Raw genomic sequence first — 25434 nt, 5'->3', positions numbered from 1 at the left:
ATCAGCGCTCCTCGCAGGACTGGATGAAGTCCGCAAAGCTCGGACGCGCCACCGCATCACCGCGGCGCAGCCCCGAAGCGGGGCCGGCGCCCTTGCGACACACCGGGCACCATTCGTAGTAGGGAATGAAGTGCCGGTCCTGCGAGAGATAAAGACCGTCCAGCCGCACCAGCCGACTCAGGGCGATCGGTGGCTGCACGTTGGTGAGCAGGCGCTCGATCTCGCTGCACAGATAGGCCGCCGCCATGCGGTCCAGGCTCTGCAACTGGCCCTTGAACTCGAAATCAGGATTGCGGTCGAAGTACTCGATCTGCGCGCGATGCACATCCGGCTTGGGCGCGCTGGCCATGGCGCGCACCTCGTGACAGGCCTGGCAGGCGGTGACACCGGGCAGCACTGTCGGGCCGAGATAGATCTCGTGGGCATTCAGGCTCAGCTGGGTCCACGGCAGACCATGGCGGACGCACAGGTCGTTGATGTCGCGCTGCTTCTGCGGATGCGGGCGGGAGCTGGCGAAGGCCACTGCCTGATGCGCCTGGAACGCGGTGGCCGCGGCATACGGGGTGAAGGGCTTGGGCAGCACCTGCAGCCGGCCGATGGCGCCGGGGTCGGCGACCAGGGGGCTCAGCAGGGCCACGTCCTGCTTGCGCAGCGGCCAGACGCTCAGGTGCCTCAGCGGCAGCCGACGCAGTGCCAGGACCGCCTGACGACCGGTCTCGCCACCGGCCAGCAGCAGCAGCCGGGTGGCGCCAAGCCGTCGCTCGCGGGGGCCGACACCCGGCACCGCGGGGTCGATGGCGGCGGATCCATCGCCGTTCCTGGAGGCATCGGAGGAAGCCGCCGCTGCGGCGGCTGCGGCGTCCAGCGTCCGGACAAATGCCTCGTGGGCTTCAGACTGTTGGGTGTCGAACAGGTTCATGGCAGTCACGCAAATGGTTGAGGCCAGGGGTTGAGCTGGTCGAACGCATGGGAGGGATGCCCCATGCGGCGTGGTGCGTCATACAGGCGCGGCGTGCCCCCGTACTTCAGGTTGTAGTTAACCGAGAGCGGCAGCAGCTGCGGGGCGATCACCCGTACGGCGCGCAGGCCGCAGTCGGCGATCGGGGGGGCCGTGATGTCCACCACGCTCAGTTCCAGCCCTCGCTCGCGGAACCGGCGCACGAGCTCGTCCAGCATCACCCGCGCATCCGTCGCCGGCAGCGAGGGAATCTCATCCACATGCACGCGTCCGGTCCCTTCCATCAGGAAGTCGAAGGCGTGCTTGCGGGCCGGATCGGCGTAATAGACAGCGCCGTCGGTCAGCCGAGTGAAGCTGCGGAAGTCGTTCGGGTCATACAGCGGCGGCTGCCGGGCCAGGCGGGTGAGCGCGCTGCGGGAGGACGAGGCTTCGTCCATCACGCGGATCATGGCGCTCTCGATGTCGTAACGGCTGGCCGCCATCACCAGCATCGCCAGGTCGCGGTCCGGCGCCCATTGCAGCAGGTAGGCGGTGGGAAAGCCCAGGTCGGTGGTGGCATCGAAGAAGTACTGCTGGATGCCGGTCTTTTCGATCAGCGCCATGCGGTCCAGCAGCTCCCGGTTGCGGCTCCGGGAGACGTCGATGCGGCGCAGCGGCAGCTTCTGCAGCCAGGTGAGCGACAGCGCATCCCGCTCCATCACCTCCAGCGCCGCACTGACCACTGCCCGCTCATAGTTGGCGGCCAGCGCGCTGCCAGTGGAAATGGGAATGCTGAAAGCCTCGGCCGCCCATTCATAGGGCGAGCTGATGTAGACGGTGGAGAACGGCAGGTACAGCGGCCGCCCCTGCGTCAGCGAATACCCCTTGACCCAGCGCATCGGCTGGTCGGCGCGAGCGCGGGTCTGGGTGGTGAACGGGGCCGCGTATTCCTCGTCGTGGCCGCAGGCGAAGAGGTCGAGGTCGATGGCCTCGTCGCCCAGCTCGTCACGGCTGGCGGTGATCACCGAGGCCGGGTCGAAGGAGATGTTGCAGTAGCGCTCCAGCCCTTCGCACAGGGCCTTGGCCTGCGCATAGTCCCGGGTGGTGGAAGATCCTGAGCCGGCCATCGGCAGACCGTCCTCGTTCTTCAACGTGATGTGGGGCAGCGCCTGGGTGAGATCGGACAGCATCGAGCTGTAGACGATGATCTCGGGATTGCCAGGCTCCAGATAGACCTCGCTGGTGGGACCGATCAGCCCGGTGCGGCCGTCGACCAGCGGGGCAACGCGCGTCAGAAGCTCCTCGGCGCTGAGATAGCCGGTGCTGCTCATGCGGCCTCCGTGGATTGAACGTAGAACGCCTGGGTCGGTCGGCGCGACCAGTCGGTGCAGTGCGGGCAGATCGGGTCGCGCAGCATGCGGATGCGGCGCGGCATGCCGTCAGGCCCCAGGCGCAGGACTTCGCCTTCCAGGGCGGTCGGGGACTGCCACAGCGTCTGCAGCGCGCGGCGCAGGGCTGCGGCCAGGTCTGCCGTCGTGGCGTGGAGACCCGACGCGGCGGTGTCGAATGCCGCGTGAGGGTCGTGAGCGTCGTCAGCGTCGTCAGCGGCACTATCGCCCTGCAGCCATGGGAAGTTCTGCAACTGGGCATGCCAGCACTGAAGGCAGGAGGACTGCCCGGGATGGCGCACGGCCACCAGCTCGTCACCGCGACCACTGCGCAGCAGGAACAGTCCGGGATGTTGCCGCTGCTGCCACAGCTGGTTGATGCGCAGGGCGGTCTCGCCGCAGCCATCGCGCTGGCCGTCGCGGTCGATGAAGAGCGCCAGCTGATGATCCTCGGCCAGTTGCCGGGCCACGACCAGGGCGTCGTCCGCGTTCACCTCGACCGTGTCGATCACGAAGCGGGCGGCAGCAGCGCTGGCGGCAGGCAGATCACTCTGAGGGCCTGGCGCGGCCAGCGCCTGTGCCAATGGAAGGTCACGGCGGCCATGCAACAGGGTCAGGCGCAGGGGAGCATCGGCTCCCGGAAGAAGCGTGTCCATGAGGGTCCCTCACCGGTTTCAACCCGGTCCTGAGCTGCCCTGCGGGGGTCGAACCCGCGTCTCCGGTCGTGGCCGACCAGCGTCCTGCCGTTGGACGAAGGGCTGGGGATGAGCGCGGCCACGAGGCGGCCGCGCTCGGTGTGGTGGGTGTCGTGCGTGACGACACGGTCCGAGGTGGTGTCCTGGACCGTGCCTTCAGGCCGAGCAGAGCGTGCTGGCGCTGCAGGCACAGGACGCGCTCGACGTCCCGGCGCAGGAGGCCGAGCTGATGCAGGTGGCCGACGAGACGGAGCCCGAAGCCTGCATGGCATTCACACGGTCGTCGAGTTCGTCGGCGAACAGGTCCATGTGGGCCAGGTCGTCGGTGTCGGTGGCGACGGTGGAGACAGGGGTGATCTGGGGGTTGGTCATGGTGTGACTCCAGGGATGATGGTGTGTGAGAGGTCAGCCGCCGCGAGGGCGGCCGTTCAATGCGGACGGATCAGGCCGTGCAGGCGCTGCCGATCGTGCCGAACGAGCACAGGCAGGCACCGGCCGTCGAGAACGACGTGCTGCTGCCGATGGTCGACGCGGACGCCGCCACCGCCTGCATGGCGTTCAGCTTCGGATCCAGCTCTTCGGTGAACAGGTCGAGCGCCGGTTCTTCGTCCCAGGACTCTTCCTTCGGAGTGATGTCGGATTGCATTGACAGTCCTTGAATGGCATGTGCGGGATGGGGCACTTGGCGCGCGCTTGCACATACCCAAGACTTCAAAGCGGCGCGCCGGTGACTGACGGCTGCGATCCCCCGGCGTGCCGGCCACGCTGGGGATTCGTGCTGTCGGTGAAGTCATTCTTGGCAACGCGTCCCGCGTGCTCAACTGTCAAACCCTGCAGCCTGTCAGAAGCTGCAGTCGGGCGACTGCCACCGACCGTGGCGGCCGGTGATGGATGGCCAGGGTGGCCTGCCACCTCAAGCCGCGCGGCGGAGCATCCCCTCAAGCCGTGGCGGCGATTTACTTCAAGCCGAGGCGACCCAGCTTCTTGATCAGGCCCACGCGCGAGACCCCCAGCCGCCGCGCGGCCTCGGACTGGTTGCCGCCGCTGGCCTGCATCGCTTCGCTGATGAGGCGACGTTCCAGTTCCGTCAGCGCGGCGTCGAGCAGGCCACCCGGCTCGCCGACCGCGCCGACTGCACTGCCTGCCCCGCTCCCATGTCCTGGGAGCGCCGATGCCGGGCCAAGGTCCACACCGGCCGCCAGGGCCAGCACCTCCGCATCCAGGTCGCTCTGCCCGGGCAGCAGCAGGGCCGCCGCGGCTTCGACGACCGCCTTGAGTTCTCGCACATTGCCCGGCCAGTCGCAGGCACCGAGCCAGGCCATGGCGCTGCTCGAGATGCCCACCCCGCGCATCTGCGCAAAGCGTGCCGCCAGCAGCGGCACATCCGGACGACGTTCGGCGAGCGCCGGCGTGCGCAGCACCACGCCTTTCAAGCGGTAGTAGAGGTCTTCGCGGAAGTCACCCGTCCGCACCATCGCTTCGAGGTCACGATGGGTCGCGGCCACCACCCGGACCTCGCTGGTGCGCAGAGCGCGTCCACCGACCGGCATGAAGCTGCCTTCCTGCAGGAAGCGGAGCAGTTTGACCTGCATGGCTGCGGGCATCTCGCCCACTTCGTCCAGGAAGAGCGTTCCGCCGCGCGCCACTTCAACCAGCCCCGGCTGGTCGCGATAGGCGCCTGTGAAGCTGCCCTTGAGATGGCCGAAGAGCTCGCTTTCCAACAGCTCGGCCGAGAGCGCGCCGCAGTGCACCGGCACAAAGGGCGCCGTCGGCTGGCGGCCATGCTCATGCAGCGCGCGGGCCACCAGTTCCTTGCCGGTGCCGGTCGGGCCGAGCACCAGGACGTTGACCTGCGTCGGCGCCACGCGGCGGATCATGGCACGCAGCGATTGCATGACCGGCGCCTGGCCGAGCAGCCCCATGGCTTCCTCGCCCTGCTGCTGGCGGAGCTGCTGGAGTTCCTGGTCCAGCCGGTGTTTGCGCAGCGCGCGGGTGACCACGAAGCGGAGCAGATCCGGATCGATGGGCTTGGGGAGAAAGTCCCAGGCGCCCAGGTCGGCGGCGCGCAGGGCGAGTTCGTGGTCGGCGTGGCCGGTAAGGACCACCACCGGCACGCCGGCGAAGCGTGCAATCAGCGCGAGGCCCTGCTCGGGATCCATGCTGGGAGGCATGGCGAGGTCCAGCAGGACGAGCTCGGGTCGGACCGTGGCGAAGGCTTCGAGCGCCTGATCGGCGTCGCCGGCCACGGTGACCTCCTGACCGAGGTTGCGCAGGAAGGCTCCCCCCAGTCGCTGGAAGGCGGGTTCGTCGTCGACGAGCAGCACGCGGCCAGGTGATTCGGTCGCAAGCGCGGGCAGGGTCGAGGGGCTCATCGAGGCAGTCGTCGGGACGGTCATCGTGGAAGCTCCAGCGAGAAGCAGGTGCGCCAGGGCGCGCGGTCAGTCAGGGCGACACGCCCTTGATGGGCCTGGGCGACCCGGGCGACGATGGCCAGCCCGAGACCCGTGCCGCCACTGCTGCGGGAAGCGAAGGGTTCGAAAAGGCGGTCGCGCAGATCCTGCGGGACGCCGCTGCCGTTGTCGCAGACGTGGAGGTGCACATGAGAAGCGTCGATGTCGATGTCGATGACACAGCCCTCGGCGGACGCCCCACGGGCGTTCTCGATGAGGTTGACCAGCGCCTGTTCAAGCCGTCGTGGGTCGAGGCGCTCCACCCAGAGGGTGTCCGGCCACGCCGGTGACAGGCGCACGCCGGGCTCCCGTCGCGCCAGCGTGCGGGCCAGCGCAGTGAGGTCAAAACGGCCGGGCTGGAGCTTCCAGGGTTTGGCGTAGTCAAGCAGGTCGCTGGCCAGATGCGCGATGCGGGCGACCTGAGTGCCGACCTCCTGGCGGGTGTCCGCAGGCGCCATCGCCACCGCCATGCCGATGATGTTCAGCGGGTTGCGGATGTCGTGCGCCACGGTGGCGGCCAGTGCGCCCAATTCCGCGAGGCGGGCCTGCACCTGCCGCTCCCGCTCACGGATGGCGGCGGCCTGGGCCTGGGCAACATCGCGAGCGGCGTCGATGAGGGCGCTGGCGAACAGCTCTGCAGCCTGGCGAGGACCCGGAGGCGCCGCTTCCCAGCCGGTCCAGGTGGACGTCCAGAGGCCGTGGTGGCGATGCAATCTCAGTTCAGGTTGCTGCTCCTGCGCAGGGTGCGGTGGGGGGGCCGACTCAAAGGTCTGCCACGAGGGCGACGGCACACGCGCTGCAGAGGCGGCATTCTCGGACTCGGCGGCGCTGCTGAGGCGAGTGCTCGGGCCTGGGCTGGGGGTCGCGCGAGTACGGCTGCTGGCGTCGGTGTCGGTGTCGGTGTCGATGTCGGTGTCATCGATCCACACGCGCGTGGGAACCCCGACACGCGCCGTCAGCAATTGGCTGGCAGTGGCGGAGAGCGTGTCGAAGCTGTCGCTCCTGGCGAGTTCCACTCGCCATGCCGCGATGTCCTGGGCACTGACTTCGCCGCCAGGGTAAATGAGCCGCTGAACGAATCGACGGACGGGGCCATTCAGGGCGAGACACCCCGCCGCCACGGCCAATCCATTCAGCCAGCGCGATTCAAACGGCAGCAGCAAAGGCATCAGCCCCACAATCGCCACGCCTACCGCAAGGAGCAAGGTCCAGACCAGCGCGCGACCCGCCCAGGCATTGGCCACAAACACCCCGTATCGCAAGATGCCGTAGACCAGCATCAAGGGGTAGAGCGGCAGTGCCAGCAGCGGAAACGGATAGATCGGCCAGTCCAGCAGCGCAATGGCATAGCCGCCAATGCAGATCAGCCCCCACAGGCAGGACGCCGTCACGGCCGCCACCTGGGCCCGCGCAGGACCGCCCTCCTCCCGGCGCCGGCGCATCAGGGCGTGAATCAGAACCGCCACGCCCGCCGTCCCCAGAATGACCCAGGACGCACTCGGAATGATGGCGGCAGGCTGGGCCACCGCGAGGCGACCAATGTCGGGATGGTCCAGAAACCGGGCAGGCAGAAGCACCTGCGAGGCGACCACCGCCACGGCGCCCAGTGCATAACCAGCGCCGATCCAGCGCCGGTCCAGCGGGGCACGGCAGAAGACGACGCAAAAATGGAAGAACACCGCCGAGGTCAGCGGGGCCGTGGCGAGCAGGTGCAGCGCCAGCGTTTCCGACGACGGGCCCCACCAGTTGGGCAGCTCATTGCCCACCACCCACAGGCCAAACGCTGCGAGAAATGCTGCCAGCACACGTCCGCCCGCCACACGGTCCGCCCAGGCCAGCAACACGCCCACGAGAAGCAGCGTTTCCAGCAGCGATACCCCCATCGTGATGCGCAGCAGCATGTGTATACGTCGTTGACAGTTCTCCGGTGCGCGACTGTATACGAGAGGAACAGCAGCGACCGGTTCTTTTGAATTTCTTCATTCGAATCAATGGCTTGCGAATGCGCGCCGGGCTGGCCCGCTTCTCGCAATGGAAGAAGCATGAACCTCTTCCACGCCCGCCTCCCCTCCGCCGCGCGCCGCGCTCCGGCGGACTGCCCTGCCCCCGTACTGGACCTGGCCGCGCTGATGGGCGCCCCGGCCTGGTCCCGGCTGCATCCCGCCGTTCAGCGCCGCTTTGGCACCCATGTGCAACCGGTCCGCTACGAAGGCCTGCTGGACCTTCGCTGCTCCCGGCTGGGGCGGCTGCTGGCCTGGCTCAGTGTGCCGTTTCGCGGGCCATTGGTGCCGCAGTGCGCCACCGGCGTTCCGGTGGCCGTGGAAGTGGCACCGGATGGCGAAGGCGGCGTGATGTGGACCCGCCATCTCGGACGCCGCACCGTCCGATCGGTAAAGCAGATGCACCCCGACCACGGCGTGCTGGAGCGGACCGTCGGTGGCCTCGCCATGGCGCTGGATGTACTGGAAGACCACGGTGCGCTGGTGTTTCAAAGCCGGCATTACCTGTGGTGCCTGGGCCCGTGGCGGCTGCGGCTGCCGGACTGGCTGAGCCCCGGGACCTGTCGGGTGGAGCACCGCGATCTGGGCCAGGGCCATTTCCGCTTCACCCTTTCGATGACCCACCCCCGTTGGGGCCTGACCTTTGAACAGACCGGCGTTTTTGAAGACCCGGTGCAGGAGAACTGACATGCTGATGATCGATACCGTACTGATCGCACAAGCCCTGCTGGGCGCCTTCGACAATCTGTGGCACCACGAATGGGCCGCGAGACTGCCGCAGCAACGAGGCGCCCGACGGGAACTGGCCCTGCACGCCGCACGCGAGGCCCTGTATGGCGCCCTCTTCCTGGGTTTGGGCTGGTGGGCATGGCAGGGCGCATGGGCCGTGCTGGTGGCGGCCGTGCTGGCCATGGAGGTGGCGATCACCCTCAGCGACTTCCTGGAGGAAGACCGCACCCGCACCCTGCCTCCGTTCGAGCGCTGGCTGCATACGGTGCTCACCGTCTCGTACGGTTGCTTCATCGGTCTCTTCGGCCCGGTACTGCTGGACTGGTGGGAACACCCCACCGGCCTGGCGCCGGCCGGCCGAGGCTGGGTGTCGGTGCTCTACACGCTCTTTGCGGTGGGGGTGTGGATGTGGAGCGTCCGAAACGTCCTGGCCGTGCTGCGCCTGGGCGGCGTCCCGGCGGAAGCTGCCCCGGCCCTGCCCCGTGGGGCCGAGACCGTGCTGGTCACAGGGGGCACCGGCTTCGTGGGGCGGACCCTGGTGCGGCAGCTGCGAGCGGAAGGACGGCGCATTCTGGTGCTGAGCCGCGATGTGAAGCAGGCCCGTGCGCAGCTGGGGGACGGGGTGAGCGTCATCCACACGCTGGACGAGATCCTGCCGGAAACCCGTCTCCACGCCATCGTGCATCTGGCCGGGGCACGGGTGCTTGGCCGCCCCTGGACGACCGGGCGTCGCGAGGTGCTGCGGGAGAGCCGCACCGGGCTGACAGAATCGCTGCGCGCGTTGGTGCAGCGTCTGGAACATCGCCCCGCCGTGCTGGTCGCAGCCTCCGCGGTGGGCTTTTACGGTGCGCCAGCGGACGATGTGCTGTGTGATGAGCGCCAGGGCCCGATGCCGGGCACCTTCCAATCGGACCTGTGCGCCGCCATTGAACATGAGGCGCTACGGCTGGAAGGCTTGGGCCTGCGTGTGGTGCGCATGCGTTTCGGGGTGATCCTCGGGCGGGATGACGGTGCGCTGCCCATGCAGGCGCTGGCCGCTCGACTCGGCCTCGCCGCCCGGCTGGGCCATGGCCGCCAGGGACTGCCATGGATTCACCTGGACGATGCCGTCGGCATGGTCATGTGGGCGCTGCGGCGCAACGACGTCCGGGGCGCCGTCAATGGCGTGGCACCCGACCTGCACAGCCAGTGGAGTTTCACCCAGGCGCTTGCGGCTTCCGTGGGACGACGTGCACGCCTGTGGATGCCCGGCGTGATTTTGCGTGCCCTGGCGGGGGAGATGAGCACCCTGCTGCTGGATGGACAGCGCGTATGGCCGGCGCGCGCATTGGCGGGGGGCTACAGCTTCCGCTGGCATCAGCTGGATGCCGCCTTGCAGGATCTGGCGAACGCGCCACGGGGTGTGGCCTTGTCTCATCACCAGGGCCACACCCCAGTGACGCTGGACACCTCGAGCCGCGCGCGTCAGGGTTGACCTGGCTGGCTCAGCGCCTGATCCGTAGCGATGGCATCAGCCGGATCGAACACGCCCACCGCCGCAGGCCGGAGCAGCGCCTGCGCCTCACTCATCGAGCCGAACAACCAGGACGCCCAATCCTGGGGTTCGATGGCGATGACGGCTCGCTTGTCCTGGGCATCCGGCGGCAATGACGGATCCGGCTTGTGCAATCGACCCAGCAGGGGATGACCGTCGCAATTGCAGGTGAGCATCGAGTAATTGGGCACCACCTCGCCGGTGGCCGGGTCCACCCATTCATTCCAGATGCCGGCCAGCATCCACGGGTCACCGTCTGCACGACGCAGCTGCCACCAGATGTTCTTGCCAGTCTCCCAATTGGGCTCCTGATACCAGCTCGCGGGAATCAGGCAACGCCGCCCTTCATTCCAGGCGGCGCGAAACGTCGGCGTGGTGGTGACCGTCTCGATGCGCGCATTGTTGGTCGTGCGCGCCCGCGGAGCCGGCGGCTTGCGTCCCGGCACCCCGCGGGGCTGCATCATGTCCTTGCGGGCGGGGGACCCGGGACGGATCAGCCCCCATTGACCAAAAACGCCTTCCAGCGCGGCGTTCGTCGCCTCTTGCGCTGAGTCAGCCGGGGTCTCGTCCTGTCCATCCAGTCTTTCGCCCCGCCCCGCGTCCGCCTTCTGCGATCTCACCCCAGGGGTGGCAGCGCGCAGGAAGAGCCCGGTGTCGAAGGGGCCGACAAACGGCTTGGGCGGGTCGTACTCCGGCAGCCAGAGTCGGGCCAGATGGCGGCGCACATAGACCTCCAGGTCATTCTTGGGGGTCATGTGATAGAGATTGCACATCGGAGCACTCCGTCGGATGGGTCGATCTGATCAAGTTCCATCATGCACCGGCCTCAAGGACCTACAGATGCCGGGCCATTGCGCATTATTTCCGGCCCTTGCATTTGAACTGCCAAGCCAAACTCATTAAGGTCATGGGCACGGATCGCCAGGCTTGGGCAGCCGCGCAGGTTTGCATCACATGATCGATCGATTCAACAGGAAGGAACGGAATCATGAAGAATCTTCGGGTGGCTTGGAAACTGGGACTGGGCTTTGGCGCGGTGGGCCTGCTCCTGTTGCTGCTGGCCGTCTCCGCATGGATGTCGCTGGTCAAGGTCGACACCATGGTCGACCTGATCGTCGAAGACCGCTATGTGAAGGTGATGATGGTTCGGGACATCGATGGGGAGCTGAATCAGCAGGCACGGCTCACCCGCAACATCGTCATCTTTGATGATGTGCAGCAGCGCAAGACGCAGCTGGAGCAGCTGGCGACATCTCGCAAGGAGGCGCGCCAGCTCTATGACAAGCTGGCCGATCTGATCAAGAGTGAAGATGGCAAGGCGCTGATGGCGCAAGCGCTGAGCGCGCGCGAGGCCTACAAGAAGGCGCTGGACACATTCGTGGCGCAGGCCGAGGCCAACGACCCGACAATGCGTGAGACCCTGCTGTCGGACGTCCGTCCGGCACAACTGGCGTATGAAAAGAATCTGGCCGCCCTTTCCAAGTTCCAGGCGAATCTGATGGAAACCGATGCGAAGGCGAGCCAGGCTTCTGTGGATCAGGCGCAATGGACCATCGGCGTGACGGCCACCCTTGGACTGGCGCTGGCGGTCTTCGCAGCGCTGCTGGTGACCGGCAGCATCGTCAAGCCGATCCGGCGCCTCGTCGCCTCCCTGGACACGCTGGCCGGCGGTGACCTGTCGACCGAAGTGGTGATGGACCGGGAAGATGAAGTCGGTCAATTGCAGAAGGGTCTGCACCGCCTGCAGGAGGCGCTGGTGACCACCGTACGCATCGTCCGCTCGAATTCGGAGAGTGTCGCCACAGCCAGCGCCCAGATTGCGCAAGGCAATCAGGATCTGAGCCAACGCACCGAAGAACAGGCCAGCGCGTTGGAGCAGACCGCCGCCACCATGGAAGAGCTGGGCAGTACCGTTCAAAGCAATGCGGACAATGCACGCCAGGCGGACGGCCTGTCCCGCAATGCGGCGGAGATTGCATCCCGGGGCGGTGAGATGGTCGGTCAGGTGGTGTCCACCATGCAGGGCATCAGCGACAGCAGCCGCAAGATCGGCGACATCATTGGCGTGATCGATGGCATCGCCTTCCAGACGAACATCCTGGCGTTGAATGCGGCGGTCGAAGCGGCCCGCGCGGGTGAGCAAGGCCGCGGCTTTGCCGTCGTCGCCGGCGAGGTGCGCACCCTGGCCCAGCGCAGCGCGCAGGCCGCCAGAGAGATCAAGACGCTGATCACCAGCAATGTGGAACAGGTGGAGCAAGGCAACGCACTGGTGGACGGTGCGGGCAAGACGATGGAGGAAATCGTTGGCGCCATCAAACGGGTCAGCGACATCGTCAGTGAGATCACCGCTGCGACGGTCGAGCAAAGCAATGGCATTCACCAGGTCGGCGAGGCCGTGGGCCAGATGGATATGGTGACGCAGCAGAACGCCGCACTGGTGGAAGAAAGCGCGGCAGCGGCGGAAAGTCTCAAGACCCAGGCCCAGCAGCTGCTGGAAGCGGTGGACTTCTTCAAATTGTCCGGTTCTGCGCAGGGGCAGGCCATCGCCTCGGCCACCACATCGAAGTCGGCGGGTGCTGAGACTGCCGCCAAGTCTGGAAGTGGCGCCGGCGCTGGCAACCGCAGTGGCTACAAGCTTTCGGGCAAGTCCGCCGCGATCTCCAGAACAGCCACGGTTGCAGGGTCCGCGCGTGCGACATCCCCGAAGGCCGCATTGAAGCCGGTCACGGCGCCGCGCACGGCCGCGACGGGTTCTACAGGCCTCTCCACATCGGCCCAGCCGCCGATGCAACTCGCCGCGAGTGCCCCGGGGGCCGATGACCAGTGGGCATCGTTCTGAGCGACTGAGGGGCCTGCGCTCAAAGCTCCATGCCAATGGGGGCCCAGCCGGGAGGCTGGGTGCCCTGGATTGCGCGCTTCGCATGCCGGAGCATTCCTTCGCCTGGGCATGCCAGCGGCTCCTGGACGCGCATCAAGCGCGCCTGCCATAGTCATTCCCACGAGGGAATGAATCGGTGTTCAGCGGCTGCTTCATAACGGTCTGCTTCGTCTCCGGGCTCCGCATTGGCGCTGGCCGTGCAATTGCGTATGCCCCGCTTGATGCTCGGGTATCAATGCCGTCGCATTGGCATCAAGACCATCAATTCGACACACATTAAAACTTGCCGCCCGGGAAACCGAACGCAGACACTGCGCGCCATTCACGCCTTCTAGGGACCTTGCACCGCTCCCGCGCGCCACTCACACCAGCGCCGGGGACCCTGCCGAGCCTCCCTTCAAGAGACGACTCATCGCACCCACACAGGCACGGGAGGTAGACACCATGAAATTGAAGCAACTGGGTCTTTGGATGGGCAGGGCCTTGGCCCCTGCCCTGCTCGGCAGCGCACTGCTCGCCGCCTGCGGCGGCGGCAGCACCGGCGCTTCCACCGACGCGCAGATCACCTCGGGCGACGGCGGCACCGCCGACAGCGCCGCCCGTGCCAAGCGCCTCTCCGGCGACAGCGGCACCGAAACGGCCCTGACGCCCGTTTCCGCCACCGCCAGTTCCATGGAGCGCGGCGACCTCAGCGGCGCGAAGGCCATCGACAAAGATGACAACAGCCGCTGGGGCTCTGCCTTCACCGACAACGAATGGCTGACGCTGGACTACGGCAGCAGCGTGTCCATCTCCCGCGTGCGCATCCAATGGGAAAACGCTCACGCTAAAAAGTACCTGCTTCAGACGTCCGAAGACAACAAGACCTGGACCACCATCAAGACGGTGGAGAACAGCGCTGGTGGCGTTGAAGACCTCACCGGCCTGGGCGGTCAAGGCCGCTATTTGCGCGTGCAAGGTGTGACCCGCTCCACCGGTTATGGCTATTCGATCTTCGAGATCCAGGCCTTCACCGGCACCGAGGTGCCACCGGTCACGCCCACCGATCCGACGACGCCTGCGCAGCCCCAGGATCCCGTTGGCGACACCAGCAAACCCGGCGTCGCGATCAAGCCGGCAGTTGCCATTTCGTCGACGCCCGAAAACGACGGCATGTCGGCGAAGAACACCATCGACGGCAACCTCAGCACCCGCTGGGCTTCCAAGCCCGAAGACGGTGCGTGGATCCAGTACGACTTCGGCACTGCGCAGCCGCTGGGCTACATGAAGCTCGTGTGGGAAAACGCCTACGGCAAGGCCTACGAGATCCAGGTCTCCGACAACGGCCAGGACTGGAAGCGCCTGCGCAGCCAGTTGGCTGGCAAGGGCGGCACCGAGGAGTATTTCAACCTGGGCGTGAAGACGCGTTTTGTGCGCATCCAGGGTGTGACACGCGCGACGAACTACGGCTATTCGCTCTTCGAGGTCGAGTTCAAGACGGTCGGCAGCGACAACAGCATCCCCCCGACCGCCACCACGCCCTTCCCCTTCCCGGTCAATGGCGCCGCGCTCGGCGCCCTCTATCAGCCGCAGGCGCCGATCGAGCAGATCCAGTTCACGCTGCCGGACGGCACGCTGGTCACCCGCTTCGGTCAGCGCGGCATTGGCCGCCACGGCCGTGAGCGCGGCGAGGACTGGAACGAAATCGGATTCGGTCCGAATGAAACGGTCGATGCCAATGGGAATCCGCAGGACAAAGGCCCGGGCAACTACCTGAACTTCGTCGAGAACTACTTCAAGAACCGCGTCTGGGGTGTCGAATTCATCGACAACAGCCGCGTGCCCGGAGTCACCAAACCGCGCCTGGTCGTGAACCAGTATTTCCCGCAGGCGCAGCGCGGCGGCGGCCATTCGTTCTTCCGCCGCATTGATGATCCGAAGGTCACCGGTTATGGATGGATGTCGCCGGGGCAATTGCTGGATCCGACCACCTATACGGATGGATTCATCGACAAGACCTCGTGCCCCGTCATCCCGAAGCCGCCGCAGAATGCGCTGGCCCGACCGAATTCCGGCTACAACAACGTGATCGGCGCCAATGACGGCTGCTCCGTGGTGCTGGACAACATGCCAGGCCATCAGGATCTGTCGCCCAATGCCAACGGCGTGCTGGTGCCCAATGGCGTCAATGTGCCGGCGCGGGCGCTGCAACTGGGCGAAGCCATCGAGTTCACCGGCTCGTTCTTCTCCAGCCGGGCCGCGATGGATGCGATCGGCGATCCGGGCGCTTATCGGTACTACACCACCGAGGTGGTCTACGTCATGGGCACGGGCCTGCGTCCGTGGTATGGCGTCCAGCCCCGACTGAACAGCGCGCCGCTGCCGGATTCGGTGCTGTCGGGTGGTCTGGGGTCGGTGTCCTACAACTACACGGACGAAGGCTGGCGCATGTTCCAGCAACCCTTCAACAACACCGGCATGCAGAACCTGCAGCGCTTTGTGGAGGGCCGCCGCACGGTGCACAGCAGCTTCGTGACAGGGGTACACGCCGAGCCGGGCAATGATCCGATGACCTCGATTCAGGGGCTGGTGGGGACGCGATTCAATGCGACGTCCTGTGTCCAGTGCCACACCAACAATGGCCGCAGTCCGGCGCCATTCGCGGTGGGCCAGCGTCTGGACCGGATGGCCTTCCATGTGGCGATGAAGGCGTCGGATGGGTCGATCCGCCCGGATCCGCGGTATGGATCCACCATCCAGATGAATTCGACGTCGGCGACCGGCGCGCCTCAGGATTGGGGCAACGCGGTGAAGGTGATGGGCTTCGAGACGTCCAGCGTGACGCTGGGTGACGGCACCAAGGTGGAACTGCGCAAGCCCACCTTCGGGTTTGACGGCCCGACGCCGCAACTGTGGTCGGCCCGCGCCGCCCTGCCACTGCTGGGGGTGGGTCTGCTCGAAGCCGTGCCAGAAGCCGACATCCTCGCCCGCGTTCGCACCACGCCGGACCAGGACGGGGTGCTGGGCAAGGCCAACTTCGCCTTCGATCCGGAGACGGGCGCCACGCGCCTGGGCCGCTTCGGCGCGAAGGGCAGCAAGGTGAGCATCCGTCATCAGGTGGCCAATGCGCTGCTCAATGACATGTCGGTGACCTCGCCGGTGTATCCGAACCGCAGCTGCGCGAGCGACCCGCAAGGGTGCCGCACGGCGCCGGCGCAAAAGGGCATCCAGGAAAGCGATCTGACGGCGCTGACGCAGTACATGCAGCTGCTGGCAGTGCCCGCACAGCGGAGCATCCCGAGCGGATTCCCGAAGGGCGTGGCACCGCTGGATGAGCATCGCGTGGACGCCGCCCAGGTGGCCAATGGCCGCAAGGTGTTTGATGCGCTGCGCTGCGCGGCCTGCCACACGGCGGAGATGAAGACGGGCAAGAACCACCCGTTTGCAGAACTGCGTGAACAGACGATCCGTCCGTTCACCGACCTGCTGCTGCACGACATGGGTGCTGCGTTGGCAGATACGCTGCCGGAAGGCCAGGCGACTGGCGCGATGTGGCGGACGACGCCGCTGTGGGGCATTGGGTATACCGAGAAGGTGGCCCAGGGTCAGGCGGTGGGCTACCTGCACGACGGCCGCGCGCGGACGCTGACGGAAGCCATCCTGTGGCACGGCGGCGAAGGCGAGAAGTCGCGTCAGCGGTTTGAGCAGCTGTCCAAGGCGGACCGGGAGGCGCTGCTGGCGTGGTTGAGGACCTTGTGATGAGGTGAACAGGGGCGCGAGGCGCCCCTTTTTTCATCCTGGGTCACAGCGCTGTCGGCGGCTGCGGAGGATGGAAAAAGCGATAAGGCTCGGGATCGACGGCGGACAACACGCCAATGAAACGGCTTGGCCTGCCCGGAGGGACTCGAACCCCCGACCTGCTGCTTAGAAGGCAAATGCAAGTCGACCGCAAGCTCCCATGAGCACTAGCGCCCTCAATGCCACGGCTAGTTTATGGTACCGACTTGGTACAATATGCTTTTGAGACGGTGGCAAAGTCGGCGGTTTGAGTCCCCTGGGAGCATACATGGCAATGATTCAGAATCGCGGCGAATACCAATGGCGCGCCATGGTCCGCCGCAGGGGTTCCCAACCTACAGCCGCACCTTCGAGCGCCAGCGCGACGCGCAGGCTTGGGCGACGGACGTCGAGGCCGCCATTGGACGCCGCGACCTAGCCGAAGTTCGTCGCCTTACAGCTACTGGAGACAAACTTGGCGGCTCCATCGCCGACCTGGTCGACAAGTACGTGATCGACGTTCTGCCCTCTCGCGGTCAGGCCAAGAGCGAAAAACCGCGTCTGGCGCGCATCAAAGACGCGCTCGGCAAGCTGACGGTGCCGATGCTCACCGCCCAGGACGTTGCCAAGTGGCGGGATGCGCGCCTGAAGGAAGGTGCGTCGGTTGGCACCGTGCGGCATGACCTAAACACGCTGTCGAAGCTGTTGGGACACGCCGTGAGCGAATGGGGCGTCGAAGGCCTGCGAAACGTCGTCCGCGATGTGAAGAAGCCCGTAACCGCCAAAGGGCGCGACCGCCGAATTGCCGAGCTTGAGCTCGAGTACCTGTTGCACGCGTCCACCTACACCCCGCCTGACCGGCCGGACGAGGCGCCGGCTCGCGGACTTTCTTCGCTCATCACTCTAGCTGTGGAGAGCAGTATGCGGTTGGGCGAACTTATTGGCCTCGACTGGAAGCACGTCGACTTCAAGAATCGCACGGCGCATCTGCCGAAAACAAAGAACGGCGAGGCACGAACTGTGGCTTTGTCATCGAAGGCCGCTGCGGCGTTGCAGGCGCTAAGAAACGGAAAAAAGGTCCAGACGCTCGACGGCAAAGTGTTCGACTGGACGCGAAGCGACAGTGTGTCGCATCCCTTCCGCCGCTGTGTGAAGCGTGCCATCGCCCTCTACAAGGCTGATTGTGTCGAGGGCAACATGAGGCCCCTGGCCGGGTTCCTCGCCGACGTCCGCTTCCACGACCTGCGGCACGAGGCTACAAGTCGGCTGTTCGAGAAGGGCCTAAACCCGATGGAGGTCGCTTCCATGACAGGTCACAAGAGCATGCAGATGCTCAAGCGATAAACGCACGTGGAGGCGTCGAGGGTCGCTGCCAAGTTGGGATAAATTGGGCGGTCGCCGACACCGATACAACGTCAAAGTCGATGAGTTCATCGACACCATAAACCATTGCCAAGCTCGGCCGCACGCCTCACCCTTACAAGTGATCGAAAAAAGTAAGACATACCACCGTACGCGGTCGGCGAACTCCCCTTGAACCGGCGCGCTGAGGCGGACACGATGGTTTCCGCCAAAGCGATGAACTGGTAATACCCCCGACATCCACCGCGCCAAGAGCAGAGCTATGTGCCGCGGCCAGCCGTAGTTTCGAGGCGCCATCCAAGACGTTCCGCGCTTCGGCTACCGCCGCATGGCGGCCTGGCTGGACGTGGGCGAGCCCCGGGTGCGGCGGCTGTGGCGAAGCCCGGGTCTGCATCAGCCGCGCAAGCGTCCGCGCCGGCGGCGCAGCGGCTGCGAGATGCGCCTGCCCGGTGCGGTGCGACCCAACAGCGTCTGGAGCTACGACTTCGTGCACGACCAGTTCGTGGACGGGCGCGTCCTGAAGATGCTGTGCGTCCCGGAAGAGCACACGCGGGAGTGTCGGGCCATCGTGCCGGCCAGCCGACTGCGCTCGCAGGATGTGATCCTGACGCTGGCGAGGCTGATGCGCCTGTACGGTAAGCCCGAGCACATCCGCAGCGACAACGGCGCGGAGTTCAACGCGTGCTCCGTGCGCGACGAAGGCATTGGCCCAGCCTTCATCGCGCCGGGCAAGCCCTAGCAGAACGGCTTTGTGGAAAGCTTCAACGGCAAGCTGCGCGACGAGTTGCTCAACCGAGAGTAGTTCCGCACACTGGCCGAGGCCAAGGTACTGATCGAGGCCGTCCGCCCGCCGCGGTTCGCCGCGAATGGTCCGACATCGATAACATCACCCCGAGACTCACCGCCTGAGCGGCTACAAATTACGTACGCAAGTCACATGTTCAAGCGCCGCGTAGCCGGCCGCACTTGTAGAAGGCGGCCGTAACGGCCGTATGCCGAGAGAGGACGAGGCGTTGGGCAGTGAGATCAAGGCGCAGATTGCAGATCTTCCGATTTATGGATACCGGCGGGCATGCGCTCTGGTGAATCGGCAACGCAAGGTTGCGTCGCTTGTGCGGGTCAACGCCAAGCGCGTGTACCGGGTGATGGCTGAACGCGCCTTGCCTCTCCCCAAAGCACCGAAACGAAGGGCGTCGAGTCGTCGCCACGATGGCAGTGACCACATCGAACACCCGTTCGTGTGACCTGATCCGTTATGTCACCTCTCCTTCATACTTTCGTCCAGACGCCGCTTCACAGGATCAAACAGATACCGAATTACGCGGCGTTGAGAGGTCTTGATCTCAGCCGTGATATTCATTCCAGGAGCCAAACGCACCAGCTTTCCATCCACATCGATAACGCCTTTCCCTAGCACTAGTGTCGCAGGAAATATCGCTCCGCGCTTCTCGTCATTGACAGCATCCGCGCTGATGCTCTTCACCGTCGCAGCCACCGTGCCGTAGCGCGTGTATGGAAAGGTCTCGAGCTTGATCTCCGCCTGCTGACCAACTCGAACGAAGCCGATGTCCTTATTCTCTAGCACAACCTCGGCGGTCACGTCGGCCTCATCGGGAACCAGCACTAGTAGCACCTGCGCTTCTGTCACGACACCGCCCGCAGTGTGCACGACTAGCTGCTGCACCGTGCCATCCAATGGGGCGGTCAACTTCGTCAGCTGATTGCGCTTGTTTGACTTCGCACTTTCATCGGCGAGTTGCTTGAGCTTCAGATCCGCCTGCGCTTCCCGATCCCGCAACATCTTCAGCGTAGATGCACGAAACGATGCCGTCTCCCCACGCGATTCTGCAAGCGCTGCCTGCGCCTCGCGCTCGCGCGCAATCGCCGTGCTCAAGTCCTTCTCCTGCTCGATACGCTCTCGCGTGCGGTCCTGCCCCGCATGGCCCGCAACGAAGCCCTGGTCGCTCAGTGTCTTGTAGTCTCGCTCGCGCTGCTGCGCAATCGGTACTGTGCTCTGCAATTTCTCGACCACCTGCTTGGCCGTTGCAATCTCCGCGGTACGGCGCTCAAGCTCCGCCTGCAGCTTCGCCAGCTTCGCGGAAATGTCCGCCCATTCGCTCTGCAGCAGGAAGCGCGCGCTGCTAGCATCTCCCCGCGGCAAAGAGTTCACAGCACCCTCCGTAAACTGCGGTACGCCACCTCCTATCAATGCCTGCAGGAGAGCCCTCGCTCGCAGGACCTCCGACAGCGCAGCCACTCGCTCCGTTTCAACGCGGTGGATGTCCGCCTCCGTCATTGTCGAGTCCAGCGCGATTAGTAGCTGTCCCGCCTTCACTTTGTCGCCTTCCTTGACGAAGACCTCGCGCACCACGCTGGTCTCCAACGGCTGGAGGGTCTTGCTGCGGCCGCTGACGATCACTCGCCCCTGCGCCACCGCAACAACGTCGATCTTCCCGATGGAGGCCCACAGCAAAACGATTACGAAAAGGGCGCAGATCGCGATTGCAGCGCGGCGCGGAGCCGGATGAGGCGGCGTATCCTGCAGTTCCAGCGCGGCAGGTAGGAAGGCCAGCTCGTCTGCCGTGCGGTTGGGTCCGGCCAGTTCCTTGCGTCGTTCCCAGGCTGCCACGAACACCGCAGCATATCGATCCAGCAGCTCACGCACCGGATGATGTGGCACGTAGACGGGTTGTTGCGACTCCCGGCTCGCAGCCCCCCGCATCTCCGCCATTCTCGGCTCCTCAACCACTTTGGCGCTCATTCCGCGACTCCTTTGCCCTGCATACGCCAAAGATGCGCGTACAGCCCTTGCGGCATCGCGATTAGCTCTTCGTGACAACCCATCTCGGCGATACGCCCCTTCTCCATCACAATGATCCGATCGGCATTGCGTACAGCACTCAGCCGGTGAGCGATGATGAATACCGTGCGCCCCTGGCAGATCGCCCGCATGTTCTTTTGAATGACGGACTCGCTTTCGTAGTCGAGCGCACTCGTCGCCTCGTCAAAGATCAACACTCGCGGCTGCCCGAACAGTGCCCGCGCTATCGCGATGCGCTGTCGCTGCCCCCCCGACAGACTCGCGCCCTGCTCCCCGACCATCGTGTCGTAACCCTCGGGCAGCTGCGCAATAAAGTCGTGAGCGCCCGCGAGGTTAGCCGCTAGCATTACTGCCTCTAAAGGGGCGGCTGGATCGGCGATGGCGATGTTTTCGCGCACAGAGCGGTTGAACAGTAGGTTTTCCTGAAGCACTACTCCCACCTGCCGACGGAGCTGCGTTGCGTCGTAAATTGCAATGTCTTGCCCGTCGACTAGCACTCGGCCCGCCTCTGGAACGTACAGCCGCTGTAACAACTTGGTCAGTGTACTCTTGCCCGATCCACTGCGCCCGACGATACCGATCACCTCCCCAGCTTGTACCGAAAGGTCCACACCGTGTAACACCGGTTGCGCGTCGGGTCGATACCGGAAGGTAACGTTCTCCAGCGTCACATCGCCTCTTACGCGAGGCATGGTGGTTCCGCTCTGCGAGCGTAGCTCAGTGCGCGTGTTAAGCACGTCGCCTAGTCGCGCCATCGAGATGGCCGTCTGCTGGAATTCCGTCCACATCTGCGCGATCCGCATAATGGGCAGCGCCACCCTACTGGCAAACATGTTAAAAGCGATAAACTGGCCGACACTTAAGTCGCCCCCTATCACGAGTTGCGCACCCCACCACAGCGTCGCGCCATTCACTAGCTTGCCGATTAGGTTGACGCACTCGTTGCCATACTGTGCCAGCGTCTGTGTCCGGAAGGACGCCGATACATAAGCCGCCAACTGCTCGTCCCACTTGCGCGCCATCTGTGGTTCCAGCGCGCTAGCTTTCACGGTCTGGATGCCGGTCACGGTTTCCACAAGTAGGCTTTGGTTTTCCGCGCCGCGAGCGAACTTTTCGTTGAGCCGCCCGCGTAGTACTGGCACTATGGACAGGCTCAGGACCACGTAAAGCGGTAACGAGGCCAGCACGATTAGCGTAAGCACCGCGCTGTAGGTGAACATGACCGCGATAAAAATGACCGAGAACAGCACGTCAAGCAAGAGCGTCAAAGCATTGCCGGTTAAAAATTGGCGAATATTCTCAAGTTCGCGCACCCGTGCCACTGAGTCGCCCACACGCCTTGCCTGAAAGTAGGCCAGCGGGAGGCTTAGCAGATGCCGGAAGAGACGTGAGCCTAGCTCGACGTCGATTCTGCTGGTGGTGTGCCCAAAGACATAGGAGCGCAGGATGTTCAGCGCGCTTTCGAAAGCCATAATTATTACCAATCCAACTACCAGCACGTCGAGCGTCGTGAGGCCGCGGTGCACCAGCACCTTGTCCATAACCACCTGGAAGAACAGCGGACTGACGAGCGCAAACAATTGCAAAAACAGCGAGATCGCCAACACCTCGCCCAACAGCCGGCGATACTTAACCATGCTCGGTATAAACCACGAGAAGTCGAATCTTGCCAATTCGCCGGCCAGACTCGCGCGGCTGGTGACTAGCATTAGCATGCCGGTCCATTCCGCGGCGAACTTTTCGACAGGTTGGATGGTGGGACGGGCGTTCTGCTCATCTCCGGTGGGATCCAAGAACAGCACGCGCTTACCGTCGAACTGAGCCAGCACCACCGTCCGCCCGTTGCGCAACTGCGCTAGGGCGGGAAGAGCCGCGCGGCCTAGCCGATCAATACTTGTCAGCGACTGTTTGGCCTTCAAACCAAGCCGCTTCGCGGCCATTAGCAAGTCCTGCGTCGACGGCGCATCGCTTGCACCGAGGCCGAGACTATGTCGCAGCGACGGCGCATCAGCCGGCACGTGGTGCATGCGAGCCACGACGCATAACGCTCGCAACGACCCGTCGAGATCAACAGTAGGGAGTGGTTTACCCCCTTCACCGGTCACCGATACAGCGGCCGGATCGGACGCTTGCTTTAGCGCGTCCACCACTCCCTCGTGTCTAGACATGTTGTTGGCAACTTCGCGGCTTTGTTAAGTTGACGTGATGCTACGGGCGTGCAACAGGACGCGATACCCCACCTCCGAGTGGTATCCAAGAAATTTGGAGGGCAAGTGGAGAACAGAGCTTCATCACAGTTAAACGCGTCGAGAAACGTGCGATGCCGGGACCTGCAGACTCGTTCTTATTCGGGTGTTAGCGGGCCGCGCTGACAAGATGATGCCGTTGCCTCCGTCTTAAGCTCTTAGGAGTTGCTGCCGCGGCGTGTTCAGCCGGCCGTGCAGGTGCGAGATGGGCATCCACAAGGTGACGGCCGATCGATTGAATGTCCGCGCACTCGCGACGGTAGTTCGACCCTTTCCAAGGGCGGGGCGACAGTTCACGTGGTTGCATTGAATCGTCCATCGTCGCGCCACTAGGTGACATCTATTTACTTTAGTGCGAATAGCGGTTCTACTCGGAGCCAACAGATAGCCAACGTTGTCGGTTACTCGCAACGCCGGGCATTCGCTTGCAGTGCCGGAGAACACCTTAGGAGTCGACGAGTGCCGCAGCACGGCTTGTAAACTATGGTTTACCCGCAAGGCGCGTTAACGCTTTTAGATTGGAATCGCATTCCGGCAGTCAAGTAGCAGCGGATTGCTTAGTGCAAGGCGCCGGATGAAATATCGCCAACGTCCAGCGTTGTACTGAATTAATATCGTCAAATGAGTTCTTGCCAAGGATTCGCTCAGTCGCGCCCGAACCCTTTCAGCCAAAAGGTGCTTACTGGCCGGCAACAGTACAATGGCAAAACACAACTATTGCGCTCGTTATAACTTGAGGCGACGGAAAATCCATGAAACGTTTACCGCTGCGTTTTTTCCTCACGACGATCTGCTGCTTTTCGGCGATATCGCCATTTACCAGCGCAGTAGCAAGGCCGCTGAACGGCTGGGGTGAAATGATCGAAAAAGTGCGGACTGCTGTTGGCCAGCGACGGTTAGCAACATTGCCAGAATCTTTAGGCGTTGAAGGTCTATGGGATTGTAGAGGCGCCGGTTGTGAGTTCACCTCGAATCATAGCGACAACGCTCCGAAGGGCCGGGGAGAAATCTCACTACGTCTTACTATGGACAAAGAAAAACGAATTTTAGGTCGTGCGGGTTTAACTATTGATAATAAATCCGAAGAGTGCTACACGATCAGACAACTTGAATCCGACTTGGTGACAAAATTCACTTTTCTTATTCCACAACCCGTTGCACATTGTGTACCAAACTTTGTTTGCGAAACTCAGCTGACGACATATCGCGGAATGCTGCCCGACGCGGACGAGGGTTATGAAGTCTTCGCGCGGGCGGCGCAAGACAGAAATTGTTTGAAGCAGTTAACCATTGATGGCCGGAGCAACTAAATGGCAAATGAACTCACGTTAGCACAGTTACAAAAAATTAACTCGAGCTTCACGGCCGCCGACCTTGCAAATATAAACCGCTCGGAAAACCTTAAGGGAACCCTTACATGGTTCATCGGAGCTAATGGGGTAGTCGCGTCGGGAACCGCAGGTGCTGGAAGCTTCTTTAATGGAAGCACAAAAGATGCAGGCAGAATTACGTTGGATCCGGGATTATCAAACGATCTGCGACTCAGCGTCTTCGTGCATGAACTCGGCCATGCCCTTTGGAATAGTACAAATGTGAAAGAGCTGGCCGGCCTCAAAGGCCAAGCTTACACTCAAGCTTGCCTCCTTAGAGAGGGACAAGCCGGCTACTTCTCCTACCTCGTGGCAAAAGATGTGCAAGCAGCGGGTGGCAACATTATGACGTTTGGCCCGGGCGGCCAGTATGCGACCAATGGCAATGATTGGACCACGCAGTTCTCCATAATGGAGGCTGGCAATCAAACGTTTAATCAGATGATCACTCTCTACTCGAGTGAACTTTCAAGAGCGTCAACGGGGGATGACTATGTCCGAAATTGCAAGGCCCCCTCAGCGCCTGCAGGGATCGACACAATGTCGATGGACGAATTTGCCGCAACGATACGGGTGCTTACCGGATCGCCGGCGTGGACAGAAGCGTTTCTCTCTACACAGATCACGATGGACGCAATGATTCGTTCCAGCCTTCAATCATACGGATTTAGCTTTAACTCCGTTACAGGCGACGTCTTCGTTGCGAATGCTGGCGGAGGCGGCCTGCCTCGATACAACAGCTATTTGACTAGCACCCCTCCCATTGATTCCAGCGATTATTTAACGCTTAACACCGCCACAGGGTTTGATTCTGTAGAGGCGGCATCAACGCGTCTCATTCAAGCGATGTCAGGTTTTTCTGCTCAAGCTGACACTGGAGGATTGGTGGCGAGAAGCTCAACGACTTCGAATAGTTTCTTAGTATTCGATTCGGTCTGACCGAGTACCTTGCACCTCCTTGCATCCAATGAGCTGCCCCCCTGCTCCTAAGTGCTAGCACGGATGCGTACGATGGCGAGAAAACCAAGCGTCGGACGGCCTCGAGCAAGACGGCGGTACCGTTGGATGTCATCCAGAACAGCACCAGCGTTTCCGAGGCCTGCCGAGCCAGCCTATGACCTACACCTATCAGAGATTGGGAGTTAGGTGGAAGACCGGCGCAAGGGGACGGAGAACGCCCTCGAGACGACCCGCATATCGTTCGTGATGAATATGAGCGCAATATGAGCGCTAGTTGAAAGACCCCGGACCCACAGGGACTGCAAGCC

17 protein-coding genes, 1 tRNA gene and 2 pseudogenes are annotated in these 25434 nt (G+C 63.8%); 9 read left to right on the top strand and 11 right to left on the bottom strand.

Annotated elements, in window-relative coordinates; all coding sequences use genetic code 11:
- Window position 1: 1 nt before the first annotated feature.
- The 8 genes from FHS28_RS01160 to FHS28_RS01125 form a co-directional block, all read right to left on the bottom strand.
- On the bottom strand, window positions 2-919 hold the full coding sequence (locus FHS28_RS01160) for a TOMM precursor leader peptide-binding protein (protein ID WP_088449471.1): 918 nt from the start codon (window positions 917-919) through the stop codon (window positions 2-4).
- A gap of 5 nt (window positions 920-924) precedes the next feature.
- The gene (locus FHS28_RS01155) at window positions 925-2268 is read right to left on the bottom strand and encodes a YcaO-like family protein (RefSeq protein ID WP_088449472.1); all 1344 of its coding nucleotides are present in this window, start codon (window positions 2266-2268) and stop codon (window positions 925-927) included.
- The gene (locus FHS28_RS01150; protein WP_088449473.1) at window positions 2265-2981 is read right to left on the bottom strand and encodes a hypothetical protein; all 717 of its coding nucleotides are present in this window, start codon (window positions 2979-2981) and stop codon (window positions 2265-2267) included. Before FHS28_RS01150 ends, FHS28_RS01155 begins: the two co-directional genes overlap by 4 nt.
- Window positions 2982-3015: 34 nt before the next feature.
- Window positions 3016-3086, bottom strand: a tRNA-Gly gene (locus FHS28_RS01145).
- Between the two features lie 90 nt (window positions 3087-3176).
- Window positions 3177-3392: a thiocillin family RiPP gene (locus tag FHS28_RS01140; RefSeq protein WP_088449474.1), complete on the bottom strand. Its 216-nt coding sequence runs from the start codon at window positions 3390-3392 to the stop codon at window positions 3177-3179.
- A 70-nt stretch (window positions 3393-3462) separates the two neighbouring features.
- Window positions 3463-3666: a thiocillin family RiPP gene (locus tag FHS28_RS01135; RefSeq protein ID WP_088449475.1), complete on the bottom strand. Its 204-nt coding sequence runs from the start codon at window positions 3664-3666 to the stop codon at window positions 3463-3465.
- A 310-nt stretch (window positions 3667-3976) separates the two neighbouring features.
- The gene (locus FHS28_RS01130; protein WP_246409397.1) at window positions 3977-5392 is read right to left on the bottom strand and encodes a sigma-54-dependent transcriptional regulator; all 1416 of its coding nucleotides are present in this window, start codon (window positions 5390-5392) and stop codon (window positions 3977-3979) included.
- A gap of 20 nt (window positions 5393-5412) precedes the next feature.
- Entirely contained in the window at window positions 5413-7371 is a 1959-nt protein-coding gene (locus tag FHS28_RS01125) for a sensor histidine kinase (RefSeq protein WP_088449477.1), read from the bottom strand.
- Between the two features lie 141 nt (window positions 7372-7512).
- On the opposite strand from FHS28_RS01125, the gene FHS28_RS01120 reads away from it, so the two are divergent.
- Both FHS28_RS01120 and FHS28_RS01115 read left to right on the top strand, forming a co-directional pair.
- Complete coding sequence (locus FHS28_RS01120) at window positions 7513-8157, top strand: DUF4166 domain-containing protein (RefSeq protein ID WP_088449478.1); 645 nt, start codon at window positions 7513-7515, stop codon at window positions 8155-8157.
- Between the two features lies 1 nt (window position 8158).
- Complete coding sequence (locus tag FHS28_RS01115; protein ID WP_088449479.1) at window positions 8159-9673, top strand: TIGR01777 family oxidoreductase; 1515 nt, start codon at window positions 8159-8161, stop codon at window positions 9671-9673.
- Here FHS28_RS01115 and FHS28_RS01110 read toward each other — a convergent pair.
- Window positions 9664-10488, bottom strand: a complete 825-nt coding sequence (locus FHS28_RS01110; protein WP_184293967.1) for an SOS response-associated peptidase family protein — start codon at window positions 10486-10488, stop codon at window positions 9664-9666. The two genes, FHS28_RS01115 and FHS28_RS01110, sit on opposite strands and share 10 nt — an antisense overlap.
- 233 nt (window positions 10489-10721) lie before the next feature.
- Here FHS28_RS01110 and FHS28_RS24515 point away from each other — a divergent pair, with 233 nt between their 5' ends.
- The 5 genes and pseudogenes from FHS28_RS24515 to FHS28_RS01085 form a co-directional block, all read left to right on the top strand.
- On the top strand, window positions 10722-12572 hold the full coding sequence (locus FHS28_RS24515) for a methyl-accepting chemotaxis protein (RefSeq protein WP_088449480.1): 1851 nt from the start codon (window positions 10722-10724) through the stop codon (window positions 12570-12572).
- Between the two features lie 483 nt (window positions 12573-13055).
- The gene (locus tag FHS28_RS01100; protein WP_246409395.1) at window positions 13056-16349 is read left to right on the top strand and encodes a di-heme oxidoredictase family protein; all 3294 of its coding nucleotides are present in this window, start codon (window positions 13056-13058) and stop codon (window positions 16347-16349) included.
- Window positions 16350-16688: 339 nt separating this feature from the next.
- On the top strand, window positions 16689-17711 hold the full coding sequence (locus tag FHS28_RS01095) for a tyrosine-type recombinase/integrase (RefSeq protein WP_246409393.1): 1023 nt from the start codon (window positions 16689-16691) through the stop codon (window positions 17709-17711).
- A gap of 310 nt (window positions 17712-18021) precedes the next feature.
- A pseudogene (locus FHS28_RS01090) lies at window positions 18022-18638 on the top strand (integrase core domain-containing protein); the annotation flags it as partial.
- Between the two features lie 68 nt (window positions 18639-18706).
- Window positions 18707-18943, top strand: a pseudogene (locus tag FHS28_RS01085) (IS3 family transposase); the annotation flags it as partial.
- 44 nt (window positions 18944-18987) lie between these two features.
- On the opposite strand, the gene FHS28_RS01080 reads toward FHS28_RS01085, so the two are convergent.
- Both FHS28_RS01080 and FHS28_RS01075 read right to left on the bottom strand, forming a co-directional pair.
- Complete coding sequence (locus tag FHS28_RS01080) at window positions 18988-20490, bottom strand: HlyD family type I secretion periplasmic adaptor subunit (protein ID WP_246409391.1); 1503 nt, start codon at window positions 20488-20490, stop codon at window positions 18988-18990.
- Window positions 20487-22718, bottom strand: coding sequence for a type I secretion system permease/ATPase (locus FHS28_RS01075; protein WP_088449482.1), 2232 nt, complete (start codon window positions 22716-22718; stop codon window positions 20487-20489). Before FHS28_RS01075 ends, FHS28_RS01080 begins: the two co-directional genes overlap by 4 nt.
- 830 nt (window positions 22719-23548) lie before the next feature.
- Between FHS28_RS01075 and FHS28_RS01070 the strand changes: the two genes are divergently transcribed.
- On the top strand, window positions 23549-24106 hold the full coding sequence (locus FHS28_RS01070; protein WP_184293965.1) for a hypothetical protein: 558 nt from the start codon (window positions 23549-23551) through the stop codon (window positions 24104-24106).
- Window positions 24107-25105: a hypothetical protein gene (locus FHS28_RS01065; RefSeq protein WP_184293963.1), complete on the top strand. Its 999-nt coding sequence runs from the start codon at window positions 24107-24109 to the stop codon at window positions 25103-25105.
- The last annotated feature ends 329 nt before the right edge of the window (window positions 25106-25434 follow it).

This window comes from Roseateles terrae (assembly GCF_014192155.1).
Lineage (GTDB): Bacteria > Pseudomonadota > Gammaproteobacteria > Burkholderiales > Burkholderiaceae_C > Roseateles > Roseateles terrae.
This window is presented reverse-complemented; position numbering and strand designations above follow the sequence as displayed.

Excerpts from the sequence above, each read along its gene's own strand:
- FHS28_RS01140 (WP_088449474.1), bottom strand. The coding sequence starts at position 3,392 with ATGACCAACCCCCAGATCACCCCTGTCTCCACCGTCGCCACCGACACC.
- FHS28_RS01075 (WP_088449482.1), bottom strand. The coding sequence starts at position 22,718 with ATGTCTAGACACGAGGGAGTGGTGGACGCGCTAAAGCAAGCGTCCGAT.
- FHS28_RS01135 (WP_088449475.1), bottom strand. The coding sequence starts at position 3,666 with ATGCAATCCGACATCACTCCGAAGGAAGAGTCCTGGGACGAAGAACCG.
- FHS28_RS01155 (WP_088449472.1), bottom strand. The coding sequence starts at position 2,268 with ATGAGCAGCACCGGCTATCTCAGCGCCGAGGAGCTTCTGACGCGCGTT.
- FHS28_RS24515 (WP_088449480.1), top strand. The coding sequence starts at position 10,722 with ATGAAGAATCTTCGGGTGGCTTGGAAACTGGGACTGGGCTTTGGCGCG.
- FHS28_RS01065 (WP_184293963.1), top strand. The coding sequence starts at position 24,107 with ATGGCAAATGAACTCACGTTAGCACAGTTACAAAAAATTAACTCGAGC.
- FHS28_RS01070 (WP_184293965.1), top strand. The coding sequence starts at position 23,549 with ATGAAACGTTTACCGCTGCGTTTTTTCCTCACGACGATCTGCTGCTTT.
- FHS28_RS01130 (WP_246409397.1), bottom strand. The coding sequence starts at position 5,392 with ATGAGCCCCTCGACCCTGCCCGCGCTTGCGACCGAATCACCTGGCCGC.
- FHS28_RS01150 (WP_088449473.1), bottom strand. The coding sequence starts at position 2,981 with ATGGACACGCTTCTTCCGGGAGCCGATGCTCCCCTGCGCCTGACCCTG.
- FHS28_RS01100 (WP_246409395.1), top strand. The coding sequence starts at position 13,056 with ATGAAATTGAAGCAACTGGGTCTTTGGATGGGCAGGGCCTTGGCCCCT.
- FHS28_RS01160 (WP_088449471.1), bottom strand. The coding sequence starts at position 919 with ATGAACCTGTTCGACACCCAACAGTCTGAAGCCCACGAGGCATTTGTC.
- FHS28_RS01110 (WP_184293967.1), bottom strand. The coding sequence starts at position 10,488 with ATGACCCCCAAGAATGACCTGGAGGTCTATGTGCGCCGCCATCTGGCC.
- FHS28_RS01080 (WP_246409391.1), bottom strand. The coding sequence starts at position 20,490 with ATGAGCGCCAAAGTGGTTGAGGAGCCGAGAATGGCGGAGATGCGGGGG.
- FHS28_RS01125 (WP_088449477.1), bottom strand. The coding sequence starts at position 7,371 with ATGCTGCTGCGCATCACGATGGGGGTATCGCTGCTGGAAACGCTGCTT.
- FHS28_RS01120 (WP_088449478.1), top strand. The coding sequence starts at position 7,513 with ATGAACCTCTTCCACGCCCGCCTCCCCTCCGCCGCGCGCCGCGCTCCG.
- FHS28_RS01095 (WP_246409393.1), top strand. The coding sequence starts at position 16,689 with ATGGCGCGCCATGGTCCGCCGCAGGGGTTCCCAACCTACAGCCGCACC.
- FHS28_RS01115 (WP_088449479.1), top strand. The coding sequence starts at position 8,159 with ATGCTGATGATCGATACCGTACTGATCGCACAAGCCCTGCTGGGCGCC.